Raw genomic sequence first — 26,525 nt, forward strand, 5'->3', positions numbered from 1 at the left:
CTTTTTTTGTTGCTTATTCGGCAACCAGTTGCATATCCATCAAATCGTTGGTGAGTTCCGGAGCGTTTTAATCAGCGGGGGGATATGCGTGAGATATGCGATTGCACGACAGGGACGTCCGACAGGACGTGCGGGAACTCGGTGCACTGCTCGGCGACGTTCTGGAGAACCAGACGTCCCGGGAAGCCTTCGAGACTGTAGAGACGCTCCGTACGTCCGCTATCGATTACCGAGATGGTGAGTTAGACTCGCGCGAAACGCTTCACGAGGAGCTCAACGGGTTGACCCCCGAACGCGAGAGCATCGTCGCCCGAGCCTTCACGACCTACTTCGAGCTGATCAACCTCGCCGAGGAGCGGGAACGCGTCCGGGCGATCCGTACCGGCTCTCACGAGGAGGACCTCGAAGACAGCCTGGAAACGGCCGCCGAGGAGCTGACGAGCTGACGACGAGATGATGCAACAGGTCCTCGACGACGTGCTCATCGAGCCGACGTTCACCGCTCACCCGACCGAGGCCCGGCGAAAGACCGTCAAATCGAAGCTTCGATCGGTCTCGAACCACCTCGAAACGCTCGACGAGCGCCGACTCACCAACAAGGAGAAAGGCCAGGTCGAACGCGACATCGACGCCGAGGTGACCAGCCTCTGGCAGACGCCGCAGGTCCGCGACCGGCGGCCCGAACCCGAGGACGAGGCTCGCAACGTCCAGTGGTATCTCGAGAACACCTTGTTCGACATCGTCGGCGAAGTGTACGACGAACTCGAAGACGCCTTCGAGGCCGAACTCGGTGAGGAGATAGACGTCCCGAAACTCGTGGAGTTCCGCTCGTGGGCCGGGAGCGACCGCGACGGCAACCCCTTCGTGACGCCCGAGGTCACGACGAACACCCTAGAGCGCCAGCGCCGGGTCGTACTGGGCCGGTACCGCGACCAGCTAAAGAGTCTCTCGCGCGTGCTCAGCCAGGACGGCACCCGGATCGCCGTCGGCGAACGCTTCGAGAAGTCCCTCGCGGTCGACCGCGAACGTCTCCCCGGCATCACCGAAGAGGTCGAGGAGCGCTATCCGAACGAGCCGTACCGCCAGAAGCTAAAGCTCATGCGCGAGCGACTCAACCGTGTCGGCGACGTCCGACCCGGCGGCTACGATGACGTCTCCGAACTCGAAGAGGACCTGGCAGTCATCGCCGAGAGCCTGCGCGCGAACGGTGCCAACTCCGTCGCCGAAGCCTACATCGACCCGCTGGCGCGACAGGTCGATACGTTCGGCTTCACGCTGGCCAGCCTGGATCTGCGAGACCACCAGCAACAGCACACCGAGACCGTCACCGAGGCGCTCGCCCGCGAAGGTATCGACTACGAGTCGATGGACGAAGGCGAGCGCCTCGAGGTGCTCACCGAGTCCGTCCTGCAGGACGAACGCGTCGTCGACGTGTCGAACCAGGAGGGCGTCTCGGACACTGCGGCGCGCGTCCTCGAACGGTTCGACTGTCTGGCTGACTGGCAGGAGGAGTTCGGGATCCAGGCAATCGACACCTACGCCATCTCGATGACCGAGGAGCCGAGCCACGTGCTCGAAGTGCTGTTCCTCGCCGATCAGGCCGATGTCATCGAACTGCCCGGTCACTGTGGACTCGATATCGTCCCGCTGCTCGAAACCGAGAGCGCGCTTTCGGGCGCTCGGGACATAATGGGGACGTTGTTCGAGAACGAGGCCTACACGCAGGTGCTGGAGGCTCGGAACCACACCCAGGAGATCATGCTGGCCTACTCCGACTCGAACAAGGAGAACGGCTTCCTCGCCGCGAACTGGTTGCTGTACGAGAACCAGATCCACCTCGGCGAGATCTGTGACGACTTCGATGTTACGATGCGGCTGTTCCACGGCCGCGGCGGTTCGATCTCCCGTGGTGGCGGACCGATGAACGACGCGTTGCTCGCGCTACCAAACAGTACCGTGACGGGGCAGGTCAAGTTCACCGAGCAGGGCGAAGCGATCGCCGAGAAGTACTCCAACCCGCGCATCGCCGAGCGGAACATCGAGCAGATGCTCAACGCGCAACTGCGTGCCCGCAAGCGATCCCTCCAGCAGCCCCGAGAGGACGTCGAAGAGGAGTGGATCGAGGCGATGGGGCTGATGGCCAACGCTGCCCGTGAGGAGTATCGCGACCTCCTCGATACCGACGGCTTCGTCGAGTACTTCGGACAGGCGACCCCCATCGGCGTCATCGAGAACCTGAACCTCGGCTCTCGCCCGGCCTCCCGTTCGGGCGAGCGCAAGGTCGAGGACCTGCGGGCGATCCCGTGGGTGTTCTCGTGGACGCAGGCCCGCTGTATCCTGCCGGGATGGTACTCGCTTGCGACCGCGATCGACGCCTACCTCGAAGATGGCGGCGACATCGAGACGCTTCAGGAGATGTACGACGAGTGGCCGTTCTTCCAGACGATGCTCGACAACGCTGCGATGGCGGTCGGCCGGACCGACATGAACATCGCCGCCGAGTACGCCGACCTCGCGGATCCCGAACTCAAAGAGCAGTTCTTCCCCCGCATCACCGAGGAGTACGAGCGTGTTTCCGACCTCGTGCTGGAGATCGCCGGCCGCAGTCACACGATCGATCGCGACTGGCTCCGCAAGAGTCTGGACCGGCGTAACCCCTACGTCGATCCGCTCAACCTGCTCCAGACGCACCTGCTCTCCCAGACCCACCGCACGGATCTGGAGGAACGAACCCTGCGCCTGACGGTCAAGGGGATCGCGGCAGGGATGAAAAACACCGGATAGCGCTCCGACGCAGTCGCTGATTTTTGTTCTTGCTTGATCGGAACGTACCTGTGAAAAGACGGTGATGCACCGACCGCTCGAAGGGGTTCTCTCGGCTACAGCGCCGTACAGCACCCGTCGTCAGTGTCGACGAGCCCTTTCGATTCGAGCGTCCGAAGCGTCTCGAACAGGACGAGTTTTTGCATGCCGAGTCGCTCGCTCAGTTCGTCGACGGTGTAGGGAACGTCGCCGTCGAGCGTCATATAGACGAGTTTGGCCGTTGGAGTCTCGAGCTCCGCCGGGAGTGGCTCGGCTTCGGGCGTCTGGTTTCTCGCCGCTGGGCGCTGGAGACTCATCCGCTCCACTCGCCTCCCATATCGCCGGCGATATTCGAGCGCCACATTTCTGAACTCGGTCTGGCACTCGGGGCTGGTGTGGATGTGGTCGATGAATCCCGCTCCGGGGTCGGCCAAATCCGAATCGCAGAACGGACAGCACGAGGGGTCAGTCCACGTTGTGGTGGCGGTCTGGCTCATGTCTATCTACTGCTGACGGGAAACTCGAATATAAACTTAGGTCTGAATGTATAATATGAATAGGTTGACCTAGTACGTGTATAATTACCAGTGTAATTCTTTACGTATGGGGAGTACTGGCTGGATACAGACAGGGGTCACAACAGGGAAAGGCTCTCATACCACCCGAGGCGTCGCGCTTTTACACGCGCCGCCCGAACGCTGTGTCAGTGTCGACCGACCAAGCGGGCGAGCGTGTCGAAGTATATCCCGACCGAGAGGTGATCGTCGAGTTCGACCCCGACCTCACCTTCGAGTGCGTCGACGAGTGTACCTGGTGCTGTCAGCACGGCGTCCTCCTGTACGACAAGGACTTCCTCGAACTCGCCGAGCGCGAGAGTCTCAACGAGTCGACGACCCAGTTTCAGGGCCACGACTTCGTCCGGCGCGAGGAGAAAGACCGTGACGAGCACGTCGCCGACGACGGCGCGGCCTGTTACTTCCTGCGCGAGGACGGTCTCTGTGCGCTCCACGACGAACACGACTGGAAGCCGGCGCGCTGTTCGGTGTTCCCCCTCTCCGTCACGCTCGAAGACGGCGACCTCTACGTGGATATCCGCGACTCCGCTCACGAACACTGTGAGGGCCTGAACGTCAGCGAGCGCCGTGTGATCGAGGAACTCGACGCGTTCCTGCCGGAGTATCTCTGGGAACTCGATAACCCCGACAGCGAGCGAGAGCTGTAGTTGATCGGTGCCGATTGCTCACTGGTGATGTAACTGCTTACTGGGGGTGCCTGATTGCTCGCCGGTGGGCCGCTTTCGCCGGGTGGAACACTCTCCATCCGACGCGTTCGTTTTGTTGGTCTGAACTACGGTCACCACACTCTTGGCCCGTCGCCGAACCGGCTCACCGGGTCGCCATTTTCCACTCGCGGAGACCGAGGACCGCACCGTTCAGTTCCTCCGGATCGGCGTCGGTCGCCGCCCACAGAAACATCGGCGCGACGTCTTCCGGGTCGCGGCCGCCGGGCCCCGACAGATCGGTTGCGACCTGTCCCGGATCGACACAGCCGACGGTCTGCTCGATATCGACCGAAAACGCCCGGGCGATGGCTTCCGCCGTCGCCTTCGATACGGCGTACGAACCGATGCCCTCCGTCGCCTCGCGGGCAACCGATCCCGTGGGGACGATCATCCGGGCATCGTCGGTCAGGTGCGGGAGTGCTTCCGTAATCGTTGCAAAGACGCCGCGGGCGTTCGTCCGGAGATGGTCGTCGTAGGTCGAGTAGGCCTCCTCGTCGATCGGTGTCTCACCGGGTTCTCCGTGGAAGACTCCGGCGATCGGAAAGACGTAGTCGACGCCGTCCTCTCCGACTCGCGCGGCCGTCTCAGCAATCGCTCGACGTCGAACTCATCGCGGACGTCGGCCCGGACGCCAGTCGCCGTACCGCCTGTGGCCTCGATTTCGCCGACGACCTCGGCGACATCGTCGCCGTCGCGAGCGCACGCCACGACGTAGGCCCCGTTCTCGCCACAGGCAGTGGCGACTGCGTTACCGATTCCGCTCGTCGCTCCGGTCACTACTACGGTGGATTCGTCCATATCTGCCGTTAGGAGTGAGAACTCCTAAACGTGGCCCCTACGGCAGTTCACAGGCGGTACGAGGCGGATGCCACGGGGTCGTCCGGAAATCGAAGATTTCCGTGATCACGAGAATCGGAGATTCTCGAACGACTTGACCCCGAGGCGGTTGACACCGCTCACTCGTGGAGGTGCTTTTTTGCGACTGCGGGTCGAAGCACGGACGATGGCGCCGTACAGCGGTCCACCCGCAACCAACGGACGCGGTAGAGGAGGCGAGCCAGTGCGATGAGCGAGCGCGAGCAACTGCTCGATAGCATCGGGTTCGACGAGGACACGAGCGTACTCACGCGCCGGCAGGCAGAGGTGCTCGCGCTCCGCGAGCGGGGCCTCTCACAGTCCGAGATCGCTGACCGACTGGGTACCTCGCGGGCGAACGTCTCCAGTATCGAGTCGAGCGGCCGCGAGAACATCAGCAAGGCCCGTGAAACCATCGCGTTCGCCGAGGCGCTCCGCGCACCGGTGCGAGTACAGATCGACGCCGGGACGGATCTGTACGACGTGCCAGACCGCGTTTACGAGGCCTGTGACGAGGCTGGCGTCAAAGTCACCGACTCCGCACCGGACCTGATGAAGGCGGTCAGCGACGCCGCAGGGGAGGCGGTGACGGGGCGACAGGTCGCCGCAGACTTGGTTGTTAGCGTCACTACGAGTGGTGAGATCCGCGTCCGGTCTCCGGAGATGGTGCGCGAAGAGTCGGATTAGCGTACGTCGCTCGTCGGTTGCTCGGCGGGTTCGGAGTGCGTCGCCACCTCCTCGGTTACGACGGGCGGGTCCGGAAGTTCCGGGTTCGGTTCTCTGCTCCAGGTGAGTAATCGCTCGGTGAAGGTGAGTTCTTCCTTCGTCGGATCGGGCTTTTCGATCTCCTCGTACTCGACGGTGACCCCTTCCTCAGTGGCCTCGATCTCGACGACACAGAGCTGATAGCTCGGTGCGAAGACGGGTGGGAGGATCCCCGCGACGACGTCACGGCGATGGAGGCGCTTGAGCCAGGTACCGGTGTTGACGAGCAGGCGTCCGTCCACCTCGTTGGCCTTCGGGCGGTGGGTGTGCCCGTAACAGTAGACGGCTGTCTCCGGCTTTTCCTCGAAAACCTCCCGTGCGGCGCTTTTGTACGGCTTCTCGGGATCGACGGTAAGCGGCGTCTCGAAGACGCCGAAGCGATCGACTGTCTGTCTGGCGTCCCGGACGAAGATATACAGCGGGATACCGACCAGCAACAGGAGTCCGGCGACCACTGCATTCACCCAGAGCAGGAGGTAGACTGCGGTCCCGGCCTGCCCGAACTGGCCGAGCATCGCCTGGCTCCAGTCGACGGGGAACGACCAGATACCGGCCAGATCGAGTCCCGCAAGCACCGCGAGGATCGCACTGATGTTGAACAGCAACAGGAATGGGATGACGGCGTACCGCAGGAAGGGGTTCATCTCGCGATAGAAGTACTTCGAGACGAGCCAGTTGGGCATCCGTTCGGTCGGCGTCACCGCCTGGACGTCCTTGAGCCAGTTGAACCGGCCGCGGTTCGAAAGCTTGCCGGCCCGGCTTGTGACGTGGGTGTTGTAGAAGTACCCGAGCGGCGTAGCGTGTGGGTTGCCGAAGTCCTCGATCCGGTTGTTCGGGTCCTGCTGGTGGCCGTGCTCGAAGTAGATGGTGCGGTCGCCCACCGGCCGCGTCGTCGAGAGCGTCTGTTCGAGCGTGACGTTGTACTCGGCCAACCGGTCGACGTACTCCTCGTGGGCGGCGAGTTCGTGATCGTGGTTCCCCGGAAGCAGCGTGATCGGCATCGTCTCGCCGGTCGCTCGCAACTGCTCGAACAGGTCGGGGTAGTTCGTTTCGAGCACGTCGAACTTCTCGATGCCGTCGACGCCCGTGATCTCCCAGAGCCCGAACGCGTCGCCGTTGATTATCAGTTCGGCGTCCTCGTCGGCCTGCTCTAGTCGCTTCAAAAACGCGAGTAGCTCGTCGAGATAATCGACCTCCTCAGCTGCTCGTCGCCGCCGATGTGGAGGTCACTGATGACGTAGTATTTCCGGTCATCAGAATCGTCAGTCATCGGGGGAAGTTCGGTTCCTGTATACAAATGGGTTGTTCTTGACCATCGAGTGGCGACAGTTACGTCGATCCGGTGTGCTGAGCCCTGCGATCCGAGGATATCCAGAGATGCTGCCCGGAGCATTCGGATCGCCCACCCGATTCGATCAAAAACGCACTGGGTCGGTCTACGCCAGGAAGACGTGGCGTGGCCGGTCGACCAGCACGTCACGGCCCCAGTCGACGGTGTCGCTGAAGGCGTCGCTCCGGAAGAACTCCATGCAGTCGTCTTTCGAGTCCCACCTGCTGCGATGAACATGTCACAGTCGTCCTCGACGTTCGCATAGAGGTCCGTCTGGCGGTGGCCCTCCATCTCTGCGAGCAGGTCGCCGACGGTATCGAACTTCTCGACGAAGTCCTCTTTGTAGTCCGGCTTTACGGTGTAGAACATCCCCATCGTCCCGAACGTCTCGGCATCGTCGCCAGCCTGCCGGACGATTTCGGGGAGGTCGGAAAGGTAGTCGCTCGCGGTATCGGCCGCGTCTTCGGTCTCCCAGATGCTGACGACCGCCGGGTTCACGCCCTCGCTGGTGTAGACTGCCGTCTTGATGTGCGTGTCGTAGCGGTCGAAGCCGTCGCTCAGGCTCTGGACTTCCTCGCGGAGTTCATCGACGCCGGCCGCGGAGTAAAGCACCAGCGCATAGACGTCCTCGCCGTGGGGCTGTCCGGCGTAGATGCCGTGGTCATCGAGTTCGTCGCGGATGCCGGCGGCGTTCTCGTCGTCAGCCTCCCCGGTCTCGCCGTGGTCGTCTCCCTCACTGGCCTCGCCGATCTGGTGGAACTCGTTTTCGCTCCCGTCGAGAGTACCCTGCAGATAGCCGGTGGCGTCCGGTAGCTCTTCGAGGAAGCCGCTGGCGATGCCGGCGGCCCGATCGGTCTCCCAGCCGCTGACGACGGCCGTCTCCTCGCCATCATCCACGACCTCGGTGCCGAGATGCGAGTCGTAATGCTCGAAGTTACTGCGAAGGCCGTCGACCTCCGACTGGATCTCGTCGGTCGGTGCGTCCGAGTAGACGACCAGTACGGTACCCTCCGATTCGTCGAAGGTGACGCCGAGTCGGTCGAGTTCGGCGGGCAGGTGGTCGTCAGTCGACCCGTTGGCATGGTCCGTCTCGGCATCCTCGGGGGTCGCGGCCCGGTCGTCGCTCACTGCAGTCTCGCCGTCGTCGTCCACGCTTACGGGCTCTCCGGCCAGTACGGCGTCGAGGTCGGCCGGGCTGAACCGCCGCCCAGAGTAGAACTGGCCGAACTCGGCGTACCGCGAGGTGGAGGGGTCGAAACGCATCTCGTAGAGCAGGTCCTTGACGTCCGTCGGATCGTCGGCAAACAGCGTGACGCCCCACTCGAAGTCGTCGAGGCCGACGCTGCCGGAGATGATCTGGCTCACTTTGCCCGCGTAACTGCGGCCGATGTCGCCGTGGCCGGACATCAGCTCCGAACGGTCCTCGAAGGACAGATCGTACCAGTTGTACTCCGGATCGCGGCGTTTGTCCATCGGATAGAAACTGACGAACTCGGCGTCCGGCAGGTCCGGGTGCAGACGCGACTGAATGTAGTTTTTGATGCCCGGATCGGCCTCCTGGTCGGGGTCGAAGTACGCCTCCGCGCCGGTGTAGCCGGAGGCCTCCGTGACGGAGAGATACGAGCCAGTGTGCTCGGTAAAGCGGGCGAATGCCGTCGACTCGAACGTGCGCTCCAGAGTGTCGAGGTCGGCCAGTGTCGGGCGCAGATGGAGCAGCATGAGGTCGGCCTCGTGGCCGAGAATAGTGAACACTGCCGAGGCTCCCTCGTCGGCGTCGTCGACGGCTTCTGCCGCTTCCAGATACTCGATGCCCGCTTCGAGTGCGCGGTCGCGCTCGCCCGGCGCGGCCTCGTTCCAGGCGTCCCAGTCGATCGTCCGCAGATCGTGCAGTACGTACCAGCCCTCGTCGGTCTGTGGCGGTTCTCGCGTGTCCATATGCGGGCGTTAGGACGGCGTCGTTAAGGGGTTTGCCAACCGTCGCCGTTTGGCGGTTGGCCCTCTGCATCGCTCCTCGCCGTCCGAGTCGGCGTCGACTTCGCCGGGCGATCTGCCCGTGGGTTGAAGCCCTCCGCGCCGATAGTACGGCTCATGTCGCGGCTCGAGGATCCACTACAAATCGGCGACCTCACCGTCCCGAACCGGCTGTACCGAGCGCCCTTGCTCGAATGTGCGGGCAACGGTCCCGATGCCGTCGAAACGCTGATCGCGGATCTCGAACCCGGCGCGGCCTCGGGTCTCGGCCTGCTCTGTCAGGGAGCGACTATCGTCCGGCCGGAGGGGGTGTGCCGCGCCGGGGATGACCCGGGTCCACGACCCGGCGTTCGTCGACGACCTCTCCGCGCTCACCGAGCGGATCCACGACCACGGCGCGACCATCGCCATCCAGCTAGAGTACGGCGGTCTGCGGAGCATGGAGACCTGGCACGCGGGCTACCGGGCCGCCAACCCGGACCTCACCCAACTGGCCGTCTCGCGGCCGCCCTGGCAACTCCGCGCGCTCGACCGGCTGGGCGTGGTCGCTTACGACCCCGATCTGATGACGACCGAGCAGGTCTACGACCTCGCGGCGGACTTCGGCCGTTCGGCCGGCTACGCGGTCGATGCCGGCTACGATGCGATCCATCTCGCCGGTGCGAACATGGGGATCATCCAGCAATTCCTCTCGCCGTTTTACAACCGGCGGGACGACGAGTTCGGTGGCTCGCTCGCCGCGCGGACGCGCTTTCTCGAACTCGTCTACGACGAGATCCGCGAGCGCGCCGGAGACGTGCCGATTCTCACCAAAGTCCCGGCCGAGACCGCCGCGCCCCGCGCGGTCCGCCGCCATCTCTCGCTCGACGACGGCGTCGATATCGCGGCCCGCCTCGACGCCATCGGCTTCGACGCGTTCGTCCCCGTCGTCACGTCGACGTTCTGGGACATGAGCATCGTCCGCGGGGAGTATCCCGACCGCGCGTGGGGGATGGAGGGGTTCCAGGACGGCTACGCCGAGGCGTTCGGAAGCCGGTATCGGGCCCGCGCCGTCGCCGCGCTCAATCGCTTGCAGGCCCGCCGCTTCGAGTTCGAACCGGCCTGGAACGAGACGTTCTGCCGGCGCGTCCGCGAGCGTGTCGACAGCCCCGTCCTCGCCGAGGGGGTATCCGCGAGCGCGGACAGATGGATCGGTTGCTCGGCGCGAACGGGGGCCAACCAGCCTGTGACGCCGTCGGGATGGCCCGCCCGTTTTACGCCGAACCGCGACTCGCTGCGCGTCTGCTCGACGCCGATGCGTCCTCGCGCGTACTCTGTGAGAGCTGTAACAACTGCACCGTTCCGCAGGCCACCGGCGCGCCCGGCGTCTGCCGGACGCCCGAGATACTGCGGCGACACGGCGAGTTACAGCAGCAAGGGGCCTACGAGCGCGAGGAGTCGTAGCGTTCGACTCCGGGAGAGAAGGTTTCCGTCTCCGCCGGAAAGCGACAGCTATGCGAGTCAGCGTCATCGGCGGCGGGACGGTCGAAGATGCGGAGTACGAGACGGCCAGACGGCTCGGGAGAGTCATCGCCAAGCGGGGACACACGGTCGTCTGTGGCGGCCTGGGTGGCGTCATGGAGGCGGCCTGTCGCGGCGCACACGACGAGGGCGGCGAGACCATCGGGATCCTGCCGGGCGAGGACCGCGGGGAAGCCAACCAGTACGTCACGACGCCGATTGCGACGGGGCTGGGGAACGCCCGAAACGTCCTGGTCGTCCTGAACGGTGACGCCGCGGTCGCGGTCGACGGGAGCACGGGGACGCTCTCGGAGATCGCCCACGCGCTGGATACGGGGCGGCCAGTCGCGGGACTCGACACGCACGACGTCGACGGCGTCGAGGCAGTCGAGACGCCCGCGGAAGCGGTCGATCACGTCGAGTTGGCGGGTCGGTAATCCCAGCGCGTAAATCCCGGCCACGCCAACGGTCACTCCATGCGAGCCTACCGGATCGCCTACGATGGCCGGCCCTACTACGGCTTTCAACGCCAGCCTGACGTGCCGACCGTCGAGGACGACCTCTTCGACGCCCTGCGCACGCTCGACGCCTTCTCGGGCGAGAAACCGCCGGGATACGCCGCGGCCGGGCGCACCGACGCGGGCGTCTCTGCGCTCGCCCAGACCATCGCGTTCGAGGCTCCCGGTTGGCTCTCCCCGAGAGCGTTCAACAGCGAACTCCCGGCCGAGGTCCGGGCGTGGGCGAGTGCGTCGACCCCCGAGGGGTTTCACGCCACTCATCACGCGACAGAGCGCCGCTACACCTACCATCTGCACGCGCCCGAGTCCGACGTCGAGATGGCACGGGACGCTCTCGACGCCCTCTCGGGCCGGCACGACTTCCACAACCTGACGCCCGACGCGGACGGCACGGTCCGCGACCTCGACACCGAACTCACCGTCGACGGCCCCTTCGTCGTCCTCACGCTCACTGCAAGCGGCTTCTGCCGACAACTCGTCCGCCGGGTCGTCTCGCTCGTCGCGTCCGTGGCGGCCGGCGAGCGCCCGCTTTCGGACGTCGAACGCGTGCTCGACGAGGAGCCGCTCGATGGCCCTGACGGCGTCGCGCCCGCACCGGCCCAGGCGCTGGTGCTCACAGACGTCTCGTACGCGGGGAGCGAGGCGGTCCCGGACGGCCTCTCTCTCGACGTCGACGCCGATGCGGTCGAGAGCGCCCGGACGGTGTTCGAGGCGACCCGCATCGAACAGGCCACCGGAGCGCGCGTCGCCGGCCACCTCGCAAGCGGGGTCGGGTCGGCGCCCGACGGTGGCGAGAGTCGAGGCGGGCCACAGTAACGCCGGAGGGGAACGTCTTAGTGACCCCGCGCCCTCGGCCGGGGCATGGACCGCTCTCCCGAGGAGTTCGGCCGGTACTGGCGCGGGTCGCTCCGGATCACGGCGGGCGTGCTGGCCGCAATGGGCGGCTATCGGCTGGCCCAGCCACTCTTTCTCGATCCGGGCCTCGGGACGACGCTGTTCGGCTGGCTGCTGTTCTCGCTCGTGCTCGCCGTCGCGACGTATCTCGCCGTTCTCGGGCTGGCGCGAGTTATCGAGACGGCGGCGGGGACGAGGCGCTGAACCGATCTGAAAGCCCCGATTCGGCAACAGGATTTTGCCCTCCCACACCGAACTACGGGCCAGAATGAGTTCCGTACCGGAGCGCTCGGAGATCGATGCAGAGTACAAGTGGGATCTGGAGAGCATCTATACGACCGACGAGGACTGGGAGGAAGCCTACGAGGAAGTCGAAGAGCGCGTCGACGAACTGGCGAGCTACGAGGGTGAGGCCACCGAGGACGGGGAGACGTTACTCGAGTTTCTGGAACTGTACGAGTCGGTGATGCGGGCGGTTCAGCAGATCGCCGCGTACGCCCGAATGCGCCGCGACGAGGACACCCGGGATCAGGAGTATCAGGCGATGACGACTCGCTCGCAGTCCCTTGCGGCCGACGCGTCGAGCGCGTCGAGCTTTCTCGAACCCGAACTCCAGTCGCTCGACGACGACGAACTCGATGCCCTGCTGGAGTCCGAACCCGATCTGGAGGTCTACGAGCACTACGTCGACGACGTGGTGCGGATGCGCGAGCACACCCGCTCGGCCGAGATCGAGGGACTGCTCGCCGATCTCTCCGAGGTCACCGGCGCGTCCGGCGAGATCTACAACATCCTCACGAACGCCGATGTGGAGTTCCCGACCGTCGAAGATCCCGAGGGGAGGCCGTCGAAATCTCGCTGGCGAACTTCACGAACCTGCAGAAAGACCCCGACCGCGCGTTCCGTCGGGAGGTCTACGAGCAGTTCTACGACGAGTGGGAGGGGATCCGCAATACGGTGGCGACGTCCTACCGCAACAGCGTGAAAGCCGACGTGAAACTGGCTCGCGCACGCAACTACGAGACTGCCCGCGAGGCGGCGATGAACGGCCCGAACGTTCCGGTCGACGTGTACGACAACCTCGTCGACACCGTCCGCGAGAACCTCGACAAACTCCACCGCCACGCCGACCTCAAACGTCGCGCGCTGGACGTCGACGAACTCCAGATGTGGGATCTGTACATGCCGATGACGGAAACAGAGAGCCCAACGCTGGAGTACGAAGACGCCCGCGAGCACGTCGTCGAGGCACTCGGCGCGCTGGGCGAGGAGTACCAGTCCCGCGTCGCGGAGGGGCTCGACTCGCGCTGGGTCGACGTCTACGAGAACCGCGGGAAACAGAGCGGTGCCTACTCGGGCGGCACCTACGACACCCAGCCGTTCATCCTGATGAACTATCAGGACGACGTCTCCTCGATGTTCACGCTGGCCCACGAACTCGGCCACTCGATGCACTCGCAGTTTACCAGCGAGAACCAGCCCTACGTCTACAGTAGCTACGAGATCTTTACTGCGGAAGTGGCGAGCACGGTCAACGAGTCACTGCTCACCCGCCACCTGCTCGATACGGTCGAGGACCCGCAGTTCCGTCGACATATCCTCAACGAGTATCTCGAACGGTTCCGCTCGACGCTGTACCGACAGACCATGTTCGCCGACTTCGAGCATCAGGCCCACGAGATCGTCGAGGACGGCGGCGCGCTCACCCCCGACCGACTCGACAGCCTGTACGGCGACCTCAAAGCGGAGTTCTACGAGCCAGCGGCGATCGACGATCGGATCGGCCGCGAGTGGATGCGGATCCCCCACTTCTACCGGGCGTACTACGTCTACCAGTACAGTACGGGCATCAGCGCGGCCGTCGCGCTCGCCAACGACATCCTCGAGGAGGGTCAGCCAGCGGTCGACCGGTATCACGGGTTCCTCGAACGTGGCTCCCGGGAGTACCCGCTCGAACTGCTCGCCGATGCTGGCGTCGACATGTCCTCATCCGAACCGATCGAGGCGGCGCTCTCGACCTACGACGAGCATCTCGACGAGTTCGAGGCGCTGCTCTAGGACTCCACCGAGAGGCGAACCGTTTCGGCCTCGAAGTCCTCGATGAACGCCCCGCTACCGCCCACGGAGACGGGTTCGCCGTCGGCGTCGACGGTGAACGCGCTCTCGACCGGGAAGGAGTTTGTCGCCGGTTTGACCAGTCCCTGGCGCACCGAGACCACCTCCCCTCCAGCGTTTCGAGTCCGTCCTCCGAACTCACCGTCCGGCCTTTGACCGTTGCCGTGAGTTCTTCGCCCTGATTCATCCGGAGTGCGGCCTGCAGAACGGCGTGGCGGAAGCTCGTGAACGTCCGCGGGAGTTCGGTCTCTTGGCCCACGTAGAGCTCCTTGGCGATCGGCCAGTAGTTGCCGAGGAAGGAGCCGACGATGACCGGCACCAACTGGCGCTGGACGAGCGAGATGGCGTTGGCGTCGCTGTTCGACGCCGTCAGCATCTCGTTGGGCGCGATCAGCCCGAACTGCGCGTCGACGGTGATGATCGCGGGTGCACGCGCCTGCCAGGACCGCACCGCGCTGGCAACGCCGTCGAGCTCTTCGACCGGCGTCTCCTCGGCTTCGGGACCGCTCAGCAGGAGCAACACCATCACGTTGCGGTCGACCGTCTCGACGAGTTTGGATCGGAGTGCCGAGAGCAGCGACGGCGGGAGGATCAGCGTCACCTCCTCCTCAGCGCGTTCGAGTAGCGTCTCGATCCGTTTCAGCACGGTCGAGCGCGATTTGATCACCTCGAACTGCTTGATGTCCTCTTCAGTGCTCGTGAACCGCTGTTCGAGTTCGGGCTCCATCGTCTCCAGCGTCCCCGAGAGCTTCTCGATAACGTCCTCTGGCGGGACTGCTCGTATCTTCGTCGGTACTTCGTGGTCTTTCACTTCGACGAACCCGCGTTCGTCGAGCTCTTCGCTGATACTGTAGACGTATCGCTTCGAGACGTCCGCTTCGGCAGCGATCTCGCTCGCCTTCGCCTCACCGCGTTCGAGGATCGCGAGATACGTATCTATCTCCTTTTCGGACAGACCGAACTGTTCCAACAGATCTCCGAGGCCCCTCTCATCCATATTAACTGTGAAGTGTTTGCTCATCAATCAACTTAAAGATGTGAGCCTCGCTCGAACGGCCGAACACTCCCGCTCTGCCCGGCAGTCTGGCCAGCGTTTAGTCAGTTCGTCGACAGACGACGGCGTCTTCGACCCGGACCCGTGTACCGGTCTCGGACGCCGAGACCGCCTCGTGGGGCACGGCGACGTCCTCGTCGGTGAGTAGATCGGTCGACTCGACGCCCGGGAGTTCCACGATAGCCGGCTTCGTTCCGAAGTTGAGGACGACGGTGAGGGCGTCAGTGTCTGTTTCGGGACTGCCAGCGTCCACGCCTGCCTCGCGGCCGAAAGCCACCACTCGGTCGGTCGGCCCCTCGACGACATCCCACGACACCCGCGTCAGGTCGCCCTCACGAAGTGCGCGTTCGTCGTTTCGTGTTCGGAGTAGCGACCGGTGGAACGCAGTCAGCGCGTCGTCGCCGTCGACCCACGCCATCGGATCACGCCGCCCCGCCATCCCGCGCTCCTGGCCGTAGTAGAGCATCGGGACGCCCGGGAACGTCAGGGTCGCGGCCGCGGCCGCACGAAGCCCAGCCTCCCCACACTGGGCGATGTAGCGGTCCTCGTCGTGGTTCTCGACGTAGCGCATCTGGAGGGCGTGATCGGGAAAGCCGATATCCGCGATCCGATCCGGGACGTCGAGCAGTGACCCCGCGGGCGCGTCGCCGCGGCCCACGTCGAGCAACTGCTGGTACAGCGTCGTGTCGTAATGCAGGTCGAACTCCTGCTCGTGGTACTCGGGTTCGTGGGGAATCTTCTCGTCGAGCAGGAGGAACTCGGAGTCTTCTTCTTTCACTCGCTCGCGGACCTCCCGCCAGAAGCCGTGGGGAACGCCCCAGGCCACGTCCGTCCGGAAGCCGTCGACGAGCGGGGCCCACTCGTCGACCACGTCGAGCAGGTGGCGACGAACGGCCAGCGACTCGAAGTTGAGGTTCGGGATCGACGACCAGTTGAAGTAATGAGCCGCCTCGCCGTCCTCCCAGTCGTACCACTCGCGGTACTCGTCGACGCCCGCGGCGCTCAGCTGGAAGTGCGGGTGATCGGCCCCGGTGTGGTTGATGACGAGGTCGAAGACGACGCGGATCCCGCGCTCGTGACAGGCATCGACCAGCGCCGCGAACTCCTCGCGGCGTCCCAGGTCGCTCGCGGTATCGAAGTAATCGGTGATATGGTAGCCGTGGTGGGTTGGGCCTTCCAACACCGGCGTCAACCAGAGGCAGTCGACGCCAAGCCAGTCGAGGTACGGGAGTCTGTCCTCGATCTGCTCGAAGGTAGTGTCGAGTCGTCCACCGGCGAACTCCCGGACGAAAATCTCGTAGATCGTCGACGACCGGGCCCACTCCGGCGGATCGTTCGGCCGCGCCACGCTCCTCGTCCGTATCGATCCGCACGCAGTCGGCGACGCCGTGGCGCTCTGCGACCGGAATCGCGTGAACCCGTAGCTCCCCATCGATGGCCGACCGTGGGATGCGTGCCTCGTGGCCCTCGACCGAGAGCGACTCGCGGTCGACATCGTCCCGGTCGTCCAGGTAGAACTCGACTGTCACGTCACCGTCGCCGTAGTCGTCGGACGGCGGCGCGCGCGCCGTCGCGGTGATGACTGCCTCGTTGCCGTCGAGTTCGGCGTCGAGACGCACCTGCGGACGGCCCGGCCCCGGCACGGTAAGTTTGTCCCGGACCGCCCGGACATCGCCCTCGAGTTCGCCAAAGAAGTGCATATGATCGCCCGGCGGAAGTTCGGTCTCGTAGACGTAGCTGTCACCGTCGAGCCGAGGGCGGTCGGGGCCGACCATGTGGTCGTTGAACGGCCCGTGGATCACGAGGTCCGCATCGTCATCGGGGGAAACGGGCGCCTCCTCGATCGGAAGCTCGAACCTGGCGGGCCGTCTGTCGTCCTCGAAGACGCGGACCGTCTGTGTCCGCGTGCCGGGAGTTGCCAACGAGAGTTCGTAGACGCCGGCGACGTCCGGTTCGAACGCCACGACCGGCGTCTCACCGACGGTCGCGATGCTCCCGTCCGGCGCGCGCTCGATAGTCCACCCATACTGCTCGTCCGGCTGGGGATCCCGTGGCGCGAGTTGAATCGCCGTTCCGACCGTGGTCGTTCGTGGCGGTCCGCTGGTCATGTGCTGGCGGTATCACTCGACCTACCTAAATTGATCGTGATGGGGACGATGCGCCGGAGTAGGGCCATTAAAACTGTTAAAACCTCGTGTACGGGCCGTTTAGGAGCTGCATATGTGAATTACTTTTTCAACAATGTTTATATTTGTGGGTGGCTTTTGATCCAGCAATGAAACTCCGGACTGCGCTTCGGGATTACAAACAGACACTCGGCAGCGAGACAGAGTTTCCGGGTGAACGCCGATCGACGACGGGAATGTTTTCGGGTATCGACGGACGACTGGTACACGTCGATCCTGACGGCTCACTTCGTGACTTCTCCTATCCACTGACCGGACTCGCGGGGATCGAATCCCTCCAGTTCGGGCTCTATGCCGACGACGAAATCACCTGGTTCGACGAGTTCGAGACGCGTCGACAGGAGTACGCGGCGGATACCGCAGTCGTCGAAACCGAGCATACCGACGGAACCGTGACGATCGTTCAGCGGGATCTGACGCTCGATAGCGCGCACGTTACCAACGTCGAGGCACAGGGAGTCGAGGATGGCGAACTCTGTATCTCGGTGACGTTTGCGCCCGAGACGGCCGCCTCCCGGGTCGGCCAACTCGCTCATCAGGACGCCCTCGAAGTCTATCACCGCCGCGAGCATGACTACCTCGCGGCCTCGACCGACTTCGGAACGTTGCTCGGACAGGTCCCCGAGGGGATCGAAGAGGTGCTCGACAGCGCAGGGCCAGTCGAGTTCCCCGAGCAGTCGACGGCGGCCGGTACGAGCAGAATAAACTCGGCGGGACTGCCTTCGCCACCGTGCCGTTCGACGACTCCGGATCGGTCACCGTCGTCTCGCTACTGACCGAGATAGCCGAGACGAGCCAGCACGCCGCTCTCGACGAAGTGACCGCCCTCGCCGAGCAGTATGCGGCGGCCGACTCCGTGCTCGAGGCGGGCGAGGCACAGATGCCCGACTGGACGTCCGGACTCGATGACGAGACCGGATCGACCGACGACCTACGAGTGCTCTCTCTGCTCTCGGCGAACACCGGCGCACGCATCGCAGGGCCGGATTTCGATCCGACCTACACCTACTCGGGCGGCTACGGCTACACCTGGTTCCGCGACGACGCCGAAATCTCCCGCTTCCTGCTGGAGACCGACCAGCGGACCGACCTGGATCTCTCCGCCTGGCACGAGGCCAGCGCGCAGTTCTACGCTGACACCCAGCGTCCGGACGGGACGTGGCCCCACCGCGTCTGGCCGTCCGACGGTTCGCTCGCGCCAGGCTGGGCCCACGGACGGATCGAGGCTGGCGAGAACCGCGACAGCACCGCGGCCACCGCCGACCGCGGGGAGGGCACCGACTATCAGGCCGACCAGACCGGTAGCGTCGCTGCCTTCCTCGGGACGTATCTCCGCATCGGCGACCCGGAGGATCCCGAGGCAATCGAGTCGGTGCTCGCGGACGCAGTCGAGGGGCTCGACGACACCCTCGAAGGGACCGGCCTCCCCCAGACCGCACAGAACGCGTGGGAGAACATGACCGGCCAGTTCGCTCACACCGCGGCGACGTTTCTCCACGCCTACGCCGCCGTTGCTCGCTCGCCCGTCAAAGACGAACTGGCGGATCACGCGGCCGAGCAGGCCGACGCGGTGTACGACGGAATCGACGACCTCTGGATGCCCGACCGCGGGGCCTACGCGATCCGTCTCGAAGACGGCGAACTCGACGAGCGACTGGACTCTAGCGCCCTGGCCCTCGCCGGGGCCCACCACGATTACGCGGCGGTCGGGCAGGTCGACGATCAACGCCTCGACCGCCTCGTCTCGCATCTCTCGACGACGATTGAAGGGCTCTATCGGGACCCCGAAGGGAGCGATGTCCGCGGCCTCATCCGGTTCGAGGGCGACGAATGGCGGATGCGCGAGCAGTCCCACGAGAAGATCTGGACGGTCTCGACCGCCTGGGGCGCGAACTCTGCGACCAAGCTCGCGCGACTGCTGGACGAGCACGACCGCGCGGCAGCCTCCGAGATGGCCGACTGTGCGCTGGATCTCATGACGACGATCCGCCCGGGTGGCTCGCTCTGTCTCGACTCCACGTATCTCCCCGAGCAGGTGTTCGACGACGGGACGCCCGACAGTGCAACGCCGCTCGGGTGGCCTCACGCGCTTCGACTCGCGACCGAGACCGAACTCGCCGCCATGGAACTGAACGAGGCTCAGCAGACAATGGCCGCGGACGACTGACTCGGCCCCCGTCGTGCGTGGCGCAGTCGTGCACATTCTCGAACTGCCTGCAGATCAAAAGCCGATCTTACGTTCGTACTGTGGTTGTGACTCGGGATTTATACTGGCAAACCGATAGCAAGTACTGTGTGTGCGAGCCGTTCACCTGGCAAAAAACGGCAGAAAACAGTGGGTTAGATCCCCGATCAGTCGAGTGCTGACTTAGGCCGCAGTAGCCTTCTCCTTCTGTTCGTCGGTGGCGAGGACGTCGAGACCATTGTCGGGTGAGAACAGATGGATGTGATCCTCTTTGAACGTAATCTCGATCTGATCGCCCATCTCCGGTTCGAAGTCGGCCTCGACGCGTGCGATGAAGTCATCGCCGATATCGAGATGGAGATAGTTGTCCGAGCCGATCGGTTCGACGACTTCGACGGTAGTGGTAACTGACTGATCGCCTGCTGACTGGGTCGGTTTGACGCTCTCCGGGCGGATGCCGAGCCTGAACCGCTGTCCGCTGAGGCTGCTGTTGAGGTCGCCGGCGTACTCGCCCGAGAGTTTGTACTGGAACGGGCCATTGATCTCGGAGAGCTGGATGCCGTCGCCCACTGCGGTGGCCTCGACATCGATGAAGTTCATGGATGGCGAGCCGATAAAGCCACCAACGAACTCGTTGATCGGGTTCTGGTAGACCTCCTTGGGCTGGCCGACCTGCTGGAGTTCGCCTTCGTTGAGAATGACGATTCGGTCACCCATGGTCATCGCTTCCTCCTGGTCGTGGGTGACGTAGACGGAGGTGACGCCGAGTTCGTCCTGGAGCCGCTGGATCTCGGTACGCATGGAGGTGCGGAGTTTGGCGTCGAGGTTGCTGAGCGGCTCGTCGAACAGGAACACTCCCGGTTCCCGCACGATACAGCGGCCAAGCGCGACGCGCTGTTTCTGGCCACCGGAGAGCTGGTCGGGCTTGTCGCCGAGCATGCTCTCGATACCCATCATCTCCGCGGCGTTACGGACGCGGTCGCGACGCTCTTCGGGTGAGAGGTCGGTACTCATCCGGAGACCGAACTCCATGTTCTCGAAGACGGTCTTGTGCGGATACAGTGCGTAGTTCTGGAACACCATTGCGACGTCCCGGTTCTTCGCGTGGAGATCGGTAACGTCATCGTCGCCGATATGGATCGTTCCGTCCGTGGCGGGCTCCAGCCCCGCGATCATGCGCAGGGTGGTGGTTTTACCACAGCCCGATGGTCCGACGACGGTGATGAACTCCCCGTCTTTGATGTTCAGGTCGAGGCCTTCTACGGCAACGACGGTCCCTTTATCGTACTCCTTCCGAAGGTTCCTCACTGTAATACTTGCCATTATTATTTGTGCCGGTGTGTGAACGTATAACTCTTACTCAAACGTCGTAAGATGTGACGAAATAGGTCATCCATGTTGGAAACGGATTTTTCGCCACGCTCATAACCCGCTATCCCTCGATACGGATTGCTGGCTGCCGTTTTAATCTTTTGATATCTTATTATGATTAGTAATATCTCCCCAATGCTTGTCTGTTCTTGGAACCTCCTCGTCCGGTCGTGATGGTTAACTGATCTTTACTGGAGAGCCGAATCCCAACTATTAAATAAAGGAAGTTATAATTCATCATTGATTCATCCATGGATATGGACCGACGAACGGTACTCAAAGGAGCGAGCGGAATCGTTGCGACAAGTGCACTCGCGGGCTGTCTCGGCGGTGACGAGGGATCTGCGGACGACATGAGTATGTGGTACGATCTCTCCGAGGGAGAGGAGCAGTCGCTGGACCAGTGGATCAGCACTTTCGAGGAGGAAAACGATAAGGTAATCTCCACCGAGGCTCAGGGCTCACTTCAGGATCGTATCGAGACGGCCGTCGCGTCGGGCGACGGACCCGAAATGTGGCCCTGGGCACACGACTGGGTAGGCTCCCACTGGAACCGTGGCTTCCTGACGGACGTCTCGGACGACCTCAGCATTAACGTCGAGGAGACGTTCTCGGATCCGGCCGTGGAAGCGATCCACCCGCCGGGAGAGGACGCCGTCGTCGGTCTGCCGGGTTCAGGCGAGACCATGACGATGTTCTACAACCCGGATCTCATCGACGAGCCGCCGGAGACCTACTCCGAGATGGTCTCCATTGCCGAGGAGCATCACAACCCACAGAACGGCCAGTACGGGTTCACGCAGGATATCAACGTATACACGTTCAGCTACGCGCTTCAGGCATTCGGGTCCCGCGTTCTCGAAGTCGACGAGAACGGCGAGGCCAATCTCGGCCTCGAAGAGGACGGTATGATCCGGGGAATGGAACTCGCCCGCGAGCTGTATCAGTACATGCCGGCCGATACCACGTACGAATCACAGATCCCGCCGTTCGTGAACGGCAACGCGCCGCTTCACTTCAACGGTCCCTGGGCTGTCGGTGACTTCAACAACCAGGGAGCTAGCTTCGAGATTGCAGAGCTTCCGTCCGTCGAGGGCGGCGAGTTCACCCCGTTCAACGGGATCGACGTCTGGTTCTTCTCGGATATTGTGTCCGAGAACGAGGATCGAAAGGCCACGGCGATCGAGTTCGCCGAATGGTTCACCACGAACGAGGAGGTCGTCAAGCACTACGCCGAGGAACACTCCTACATTCCTGTGCTTGACTCCATCGATCAGGACGCCCTTCCGGCGCAAGTCGCCACGTTCAAGAGCGCCTTCGACCAGGGTATCCCGATGCCGATCGACGCCCGCATGAACCAGGTCTGGGGCCCGCTTGAGGACGCAATGACGGAAGTCCTCACTGCGGATGGAGACATCGAGACCGAGTTCTCGGAGGCGGCCGACGCGATCCGAGACAGCTGGTCCGAATCCGAAGAGTAACCCTCAACACCACATTTCTTTATGAGTTTTTCCAGTGAAAACGCCGACCGGTCCTGGTTAGCACAGCGTCTGCCCTCGAAAGAGGATCAGGCGGGGCTGTTGGTCCTTCCAGGCTTGCTTGCCTACGGGATCTTCATGCTCTACCCGATCATGTACCTGGTCTTCCTCTCGTTCACCAACGCAGGCGGTGCGGAGGATCTGATCCGGGGCACGTACGACTTCATCGCGCTCAGTAACTACTCGCAACTCGTGCAGGACGGCCAGTTCTGGACATCGATGGGTGTCACCTGGCTGTTCGTCTTCGTCAGCGTCGTGCTGAAGATCATCTTCAGTGTCTCGCTGGCGCTTGTGTTCACACACGACCGTGTCCGCGGCAAGCGCTACATGCGAGCGCTGGCGATTATCCCACTGGGTCTACCGCCAGTCTTCACCATCACTGTCTGGCGACAGATGTTCAGTCCGGCCCGCTACGGTATCGCCAACGAGGTGTACATCAGCGTCGCCGGGTTCCTCGGCCGGAACCCCGAACCGATCGGCTTCTTCTTCGATCGGTGGCTGGCGTTCATGTCCTACGTCGTCACCGAACTGTGGCTGGCGTACGCGTTCATGCTGATCATCATCGTGAGCGCGCTGCAGGACGTCTCGGGCGAACTTCACGACGCGGCGAAAGTCGACGGCGCAGGCTATCTGCAGCGGTTCGTCCACGTGACACTGCCGGCGATCAAACGGCCGGTCTGGTTCGCGTCGATCCTGACGGGTGCGACCTCGTTCCAGCAGTTCCTCGTGCCCTTCATCTTCAACAACGGTGGCCCCTCGCGTACTAACGAGTTCATTCTGCTCTACGGCTACCGGGAAGCGTTCCAGTCGCCCCCACGAATGGGGATCGGTGCGGCGATCATGGTGATCGCCCTGATCTTCATCGGGGTCTTCATGTGGATCAACGTTAGAAAAGGTCAACTCGCGGAGGGACTCTCGGAACAATGAGCATGAGTAAAAACATCCTTGGTGATATCAAGGATGACGTGGTTCACGGCGCAAAGGCACCGATTAGGGCGGCGCGCGAACTCGTCGATACGGTGCGGGCGCTCCGCGACGGCCGGGCGTCCTATCGCGAAGTCGGACTGACCGCGGGCGCGACCCTCGGTGCAGTCTTGCTGCTGGTCGTGTTGCTGTTCCCGCTGTACTACATGATCAACGTAGCGCTGGCGGCTGGCACGGGCGCGGCGAGCCTGTACCAGGAGGGCTTTTTCGCCTCGCCGTCCGAGTGGAACCTCGGCGCGTTCGAGTGGCTGGTCCAGGAGTCCGGGTTCTTCTTTGACCCGTACCCCGGTTCCGCACCAACGGTCGGCTGGTGGGAAGGCTTCATGAGTTCGTATCTGGCCAACAGTATCCAGTTGGTCGTCCCGACAGTCGTGTTCTCGATGCTTCTGATCATCCCTGCCGCATACGCGTTCTCGCGGCGGGAGTTCATGGGACGGAAGCCGCTACTGTACGGCTACGTGCTGTTGACACAGGTTGGCGGCGGGATCTCGATTGCGGCGCTGATCGCGATCTACGTTGTGTTCAACCAGCTTGGGCTTCTGAATAGCTACCTCGCGGTTGCCGCGCTGTACGCGGCGGGAGCGATCCCGTTCAACACGTGGCTGCTGAAGACGTTCATGGACAACATCCCCGAATCCTACGAGGAGGCGGCGATCATGGACGGCGCCTCGCGGTGGCGCGTTGTCTGGGAGATCATCCTCCCGCTAGCGAAGCCAGGCCTCGCAGTCGTGTTCATCTTCGTCTTCCTGGCGGGCTGGAACGAGTTCATCCTGGCACAGATCCTGCTGAGCGCGGACAAACACCCGCTCTCGGTGGGGCTGTACTCCCTGGTCGACGAGTTCAGCACGCCATGGGGGCAGTTCTCGGCGTTCGCACTGATCTATGCGCTCCCGGTGGCGACGATCTACTTCTTCAGCCAGCGGTACGTCGAGAGCGGACTGTCCTTCGGCGGTATGGAAGGATAGACGGCTCGCTCTCTCGGTCCATTCCTTTTGCTGTCCGCGTACGGTTGTCGCAATCTCCGTGAAGGCGACGGCTCCAGCCCTTCGGTTCTGGACAGTGCTACCGGACCCAAAAGGCACTTTTAACGTGGGCGACAAACGTTCATACTAATGGCGCACAGCCCCTCTCTTCCGGATCGCCCCCGGCTCGATTTAGACCCCGACATGTCCGATTCCGAGCGTCTCGAGGCGTTACGGGAGCATTTCGTCGAAATACTGCAGGTGAACGATGAGCTGACGGAACAGCTCGACTCGGCCGACGAACGGCGCGAGGAACTCCGCACGGAAGCGGACCACCTCGAACGTGAGAACGAGGCGCTCAAGACGTCGTCGCTGTACATCGCGACGGTCGAAGAGCTCTCGGACGGCGAAGCGATCGTCAAACAGCACGGCAATAACCAGGAGGTTCTCACCGAACTCCCCCGAGTATGGAGGACGACCTGGCCGCCGGCGACCGCGTCGCGGTCAACGACTCCTTCGGGATCCAGACGATCCTCGACGGCGAGACCGACGCGCGTGCACAGGCGATGGAGGTCGACGAGTCTCCCGACGTGACCTACGGCGACATCGGCGGCATCGACGAGCAGATCCGAGAGGTGCGCGAGGCCGTCGAGGAGCCGCTCATCAACCCCGAGAAGTTCCGCGAAGCCGGGATCGAGCCGCCGAGCGGCGTCCTGCTCTACGGTCCGCCGGGGACCGGCAAGACGATGCTCGCCAAAGCGGTGGCCAACGAGACCGACGCCACCTTCATCAAGATGGCTGGCTCCGAACTCGTCCGGAAGTTCATCGGCGAGGGCTCGCGACTGGTCCGTGATCTCTTCGAGCTGGCGACCGAGCGCGAACCCGCCATCATCTTTATCGACGAGATAGACTCCATCGCGGCCAAACGCACCGAATCGAAGACCTCCGGCGACGCCGAGGTCCAGCGGACGATGATGCAGCTCCTGAGCGAGATGGACGGCTTCGAGGCCCGCGGCGAGGTCCGGATTATCGCCGCGACGAACCGCTTCGACATGCTCGACCGGGCGATTCTGCGCCCCGGCCGGTTCGACCGCCTCATCGAGGTGCCCGAACCGGACTTCGAGGGCCGCGAGCAGATCCTGCAGATCCACACCCGTGGGATGAACCTTGCAGATGACGTCGACTTCACCGAACTGGCGGGCGACACCGAAGGCCACAGCGGTGCCGAGATGGCCAGCCTCGCGACGGAGGCGGGCATGTTCGCCATCCGCGAGGACCGTACGGAGGTCCGAATGGCGGACTTCGAGGCCGCTATCGACAAGCTTGCGGACGACGACGGCGCGGGCGAGGCTATCACGTCGCCGGGCTACGTCGACTACGCGTACTGACGCCCCCGCGTCGGGTCATCTCCCCTGTTTCTGACTGCCTGATCGGCAACTGTCTGTTGCCCGTCTGGGACGCACGGGGAGGTACTCTACTCACATACGAACCTCTACGGAAGGCGAATCCGGACTATTTCATAACTACCGTTATACCGGCTTCGGTCGAATTTTACACCCCGTGGGGACTATCCGATGAAAGATGTAACTGAACCACTATCAGTCACAGTCTACGTTCGTCCCGCACAGCTACTGGATCCGATAGATGCAAAGATCGATACCGTCCAGCAGCTCGAATCGGCCGGGAAGGTCGATTCACTTTCGATACATGCGTGGCCCGACAAGATAACGCTCTCCGAAAAGACGCCGTACGCAGAGGCAATCGAGGAGTTCCGAAAGATGGAGGCCTGGGCCGACGAGCAAGACGTGAGCATTCGCCCGCCCTTCGACGTTCGCACCACCACGTCCTCGTTCACGAACGAGACGAAAACGATCCTTCGGACGCCGATCATGTGTCTCGCAGTGTACGCCGACAACCGGCTTGCAAACGTCTTCCCGCACTCGCGCAGTGAGGAACAGTACAGCGTCACTGACGCAATTGCGGCCCTCAGAACTGGCGATATCGATCTGTTCTCGTTCGATGCCGACCGCGCCACACAGGTACCGGAACGGTGTTCGGAGTGTGGCGCGCTGCTCACGAACGTTCAGGGGCTTGGGGTCTGTCACGACTGCGACCGGATCGAACTCGGTGGCCCCGCCGACGAGGAGGCAGCACGCCCTCAGCTCCTCTCCCAGGACTGAATCGTCGATAGCTCAAACGCGCGTTTCATTTAT

The 26,525-nt window shown here is 63.4% G+C and carries 15 protein-coding genes and 9 pseudogenes; 16 read left to right on the plus strand and 8 right to left on the minus strand.

Annotated features, from left to right (window positions below; genetic code table 11):
• Nucleotides 1-95 precede the first annotated feature (95 nt).
• A pseudogene (ppc, locus tag ACFQH2_RS03590) lies at nt 96-2,784 on the plus strand (phosphoenolpyruvate carboxylase).
• A 95-nt stretch (nt 2,785-2,879) separates the two neighbouring features.
• On the opposite strand, the gene ACFQH2_RS03595 reads toward ppc, so the two are convergent.
• The gene (locus tag ACFQH2_RS03595) at nt 2,880-3,119 is read right to left on the minus strand and encodes a TrmB family transcriptional regulator (RefSeq protein ID WP_377056897.1); all 240 of its coding nucleotides are present in this window, start codon (nt 3,117-3,119) and stop codon (nt 2,880-2,882) included.
• Nucleotides 3,116-3,299, minus strand: a pseudogene (locus ACFQH2_RS03600) (hypothetical protein). Before ACFQH2_RS03600 ends, ACFQH2_RS03595 begins: the two are co-directional and overlap by 4 nt.
• Before the next feature lie 209 nt (nt 3,300-3,508).
• Here ACFQH2_RS03600 and ACFQH2_RS03605 point away from each other — a divergent pair.
• Entirely contained in the window at nt 3,509-4,024 is a 516-nt protein-coding gene (locus ACFQH2_RS03605; RefSeq protein ID WP_377056901.1) for a hypothetical protein, read from the plus strand.
• A 163-nt stretch (nt 4,025-4,187) separates the two neighbouring features.
• Here ACFQH2_RS03605 and ACFQH2_RS03610 read toward each other — a convergent pair.
• Nucleotides 4,188-4,882, minus strand: a pseudogene (locus ACFQH2_RS03610) (SDR family NAD(P)-dependent oxidoreductase).
• A gap of 267 nt (nt 4,883-5,149) precedes the next feature.
• Here ACFQH2_RS03610 and ACFQH2_RS03615 point away from each other — a divergent pair.
• Entirely contained in the window at nt 5,150-5,626 is a 477-nt protein-coding gene (locus ACFQH2_RS03615) for a Tfx family DNA-binding protein (RefSeq protein WP_377056905.1), read from the plus strand.
• On the opposite strand, the pseudogene ACFQH2_RS03620 reads toward ACFQH2_RS03615, so the two are convergent.
• A pseudogene (locus ACFQH2_RS03620) lies at nt 5,623-6,974 on the minus strand (metallophosphoesterase). The gene ACFQH2_RS03615 and the pseudogene ACFQH2_RS03620 sit on opposite strands and share 4 nt — an antisense overlap.
• Before the next feature lie 166 nt (nt 6,975-7,140).
• Nucleotides 7,141-8,969: pseudogene (locus tag ACFQH2_RS03625) on the minus strand (heme-binding protein).
• A gap of 153 nt (nt 8,970-9,122) precedes the next feature.
• On the opposite strand from ACFQH2_RS03625, the pseudogene ACFQH2_RS03630 reads away from it, so the two are divergent.
• From ACFQH2_RS03630 to pepF, 5 genes and pseudogenes are all read left to right on the plus strand, one after another.
• Nucleotides 9,123-10,448, plus strand: a pseudogene (locus ACFQH2_RS03630) (NADH:flavin oxidoreductase).
• 50 nt (nt 10,449-10,498) lie between these two features.
• A complete protein-coding gene (locus ACFQH2_RS03635) occupies nt 10,499-10,942 on the plus strand; it encodes a TIGR00725 family protein (protein WP_377056915.1) in 444 nt (147 codons plus the stop codon).
• 39 nt (nt 10,943-10,981) lie between these two features.
• Nucleotides 10,982-11,839 carry a tRNA pseudouridine(38-40) synthase TruA gene (gene truA, locus ACFQH2_RS03640; RefSeq protein WP_377056917.1) on the plus strand — a complete coding sequence of 286 codons (858 nt, stop codon included), beginning with the start codon at nt 10,982-10,984 and terminating at the stop codon, nt 11,837-11,839.
• A gap of 45 nt (nt 11,840-11,884) precedes the next feature.
• Nucleotides 11,885-12,121 (plus strand): hypothetical protein, encoded by a 237-nt coding sequence (locus ACFQH2_RS03645; RefSeq protein WP_377056919.1) that lies wholly within the window; start codon nt 11,885-11,887, stop codon nt 12,119-12,121.
• A gap of 64 nt (nt 12,122-12,185) precedes the next feature.
• Nucleotides 12,186-13,975, plus strand: a pseudogene (pepF, locus tag ACFQH2_RS03650) (oligoendopeptidase F).
• On the opposite strand, the pseudogene ACFQH2_RS03655 reads toward pepF, so the two are convergent.
• A pseudogene (locus tag ACFQH2_RS03655) lies at nt 13,972-15,029 on the minus strand (TrmB family transcriptional regulator). The pseudogenes pepF and ACFQH2_RS03655 sit on opposite strands and share 4 nt — an antisense overlap.
• Before the next feature lie 97 nt (nt 15,030-15,126).
• Nucleotides 15,127-16,518 (minus strand): alpha-amylase family glycosyl hydrolase, encoded by a 1,392-nt coding sequence (locus ACFQH2_RS03660; RefSeq protein WP_377076459.1) that lies wholly within the window; start codon nt 16,516-16,518, stop codon nt 15,127-15,129.
• A gap of 28 nt (nt 16,519-16,546) precedes the next feature.
• Between ACFQH2_RS03660 and ACFQH2_RS03665 the strand changes: the two genes are divergently transcribed.
• The 3 genes from ACFQH2_RS03665 to ACFQH2_RS03675 are packed head-to-tail and all read left to right on the plus strand — an operon-like array spanning nt 16,547 to nt 19,439.
• Nucleotides 16,547-17,365, plus strand: coding sequence for a hypothetical protein (locus tag ACFQH2_RS03665; RefSeq protein WP_377076460.1), 819 nt, complete (start codon nt 16,547-16,549; stop codon nt 17,363-17,365).
• The gene (locus tag ACFQH2_RS03670; RefSeq protein WP_377076461.1) at nt 17,362-18,048 is read left to right on the plus strand and encodes a hypothetical protein; all 687 of its coding nucleotides are present in this window, start codon (nt 17,362-17,364) and stop codon (nt 18,046-18,048) included. Before ACFQH2_RS03665 ends, ACFQH2_RS03670 begins: the two co-directional genes overlap by 4 nt.
• Nucleotides 18,003-19,439: a hypothetical protein gene (locus ACFQH2_RS03675; RefSeq protein ID WP_377076462.1), complete on the plus strand. Its 1,437-nt coding sequence runs from the start codon at nt 18,003-18,005 to the stop codon at nt 19,437-19,439. The genes ACFQH2_RS03670 and ACFQH2_RS03675 overlap by 46 nt, the downstream gene beginning before the upstream one ends.
• Nucleotides 19,440-19,640: 201 nt before the next feature.
• On the opposite strand, the gene ACFQH2_RS03680 is transcribed toward ACFQH2_RS03675, so the two are convergent.
• A complete protein-coding gene (locus ACFQH2_RS03680) occupies nt 19,641-20,780 on the minus strand; it encodes an ABC transporter ATP-binding protein (protein WP_377056929.1) in 1,140 nt (379 codons plus the stop codon).
• Between the two features lie 305 nt (nt 20,781-21,085).
• Between ACFQH2_RS03680 and ACFQH2_RS03685 the strand changes: the two genes are divergently transcribed.
• The 5 genes and pseudogenes from ACFQH2_RS03685 (at nt 21,086) to ACFQH2_RS03705 (ending at nt 26,492) form a co-directional block, all read left to right on the plus strand.
• Entirely contained in the window at nt 21,086-22,309 is a 1,224-nt protein-coding gene (locus tag ACFQH2_RS03685; protein ID WP_377056931.1) for a sugar ABC transporter substrate-binding protein, read from the plus strand.
• A 21-nt stretch (nt 22,310-22,330) separates the two neighbouring features.
• Nucleotides 22,331-23,293, plus strand: coding sequence for a carbohydrate ABC transporter permease (locus ACFQH2_RS03690; protein WP_377056933.1), 963 nt, complete (start codon nt 22,331-22,333; stop codon nt 23,291-23,293).
• Nucleotides 23,290-24,315, plus strand: a complete 1,026-nt coding sequence (locus ACFQH2_RS03695) for a sugar ABC transporter permease (RefSeq protein WP_377056935.1) — start codon at nt 23,290-23,292, stop codon at nt 24,313-24,315. Before ACFQH2_RS03690 ends, ACFQH2_RS03695 begins: the two co-directional genes overlap by 4 nt.
• Nucleotides 24,316-24,462: 147 nt before the next feature.
• Nucleotides 24,463-25,700: pseudogene (pan2, locus tag ACFQH2_RS03700) on the plus strand (proteasome-activating nucleotidase Pan2).
• Between the two features lie 186 nt (nt 25,701-25,886).
• Nucleotides 25,887-26,492, plus strand: coding sequence for an HTH domain-containing protein (locus ACFQH2_RS03705; RefSeq protein ID WP_377056939.1), 606 nt, complete (start codon nt 25,887-25,889; stop codon nt 26,490-26,492).
• Nucleotides 26,493-26,525 lie beyond the last annotated feature (33 nt).

The sequence above is a fragment of the Natronoarchaeum sp. GCM10025703 genome (genome assembly GCF_042661985.1).
GTDB lineage: Archaea > Halobacteriota > Halobacteria > Halobacteriales > Natronoarchaeaceae > Natranaeroarchaeum.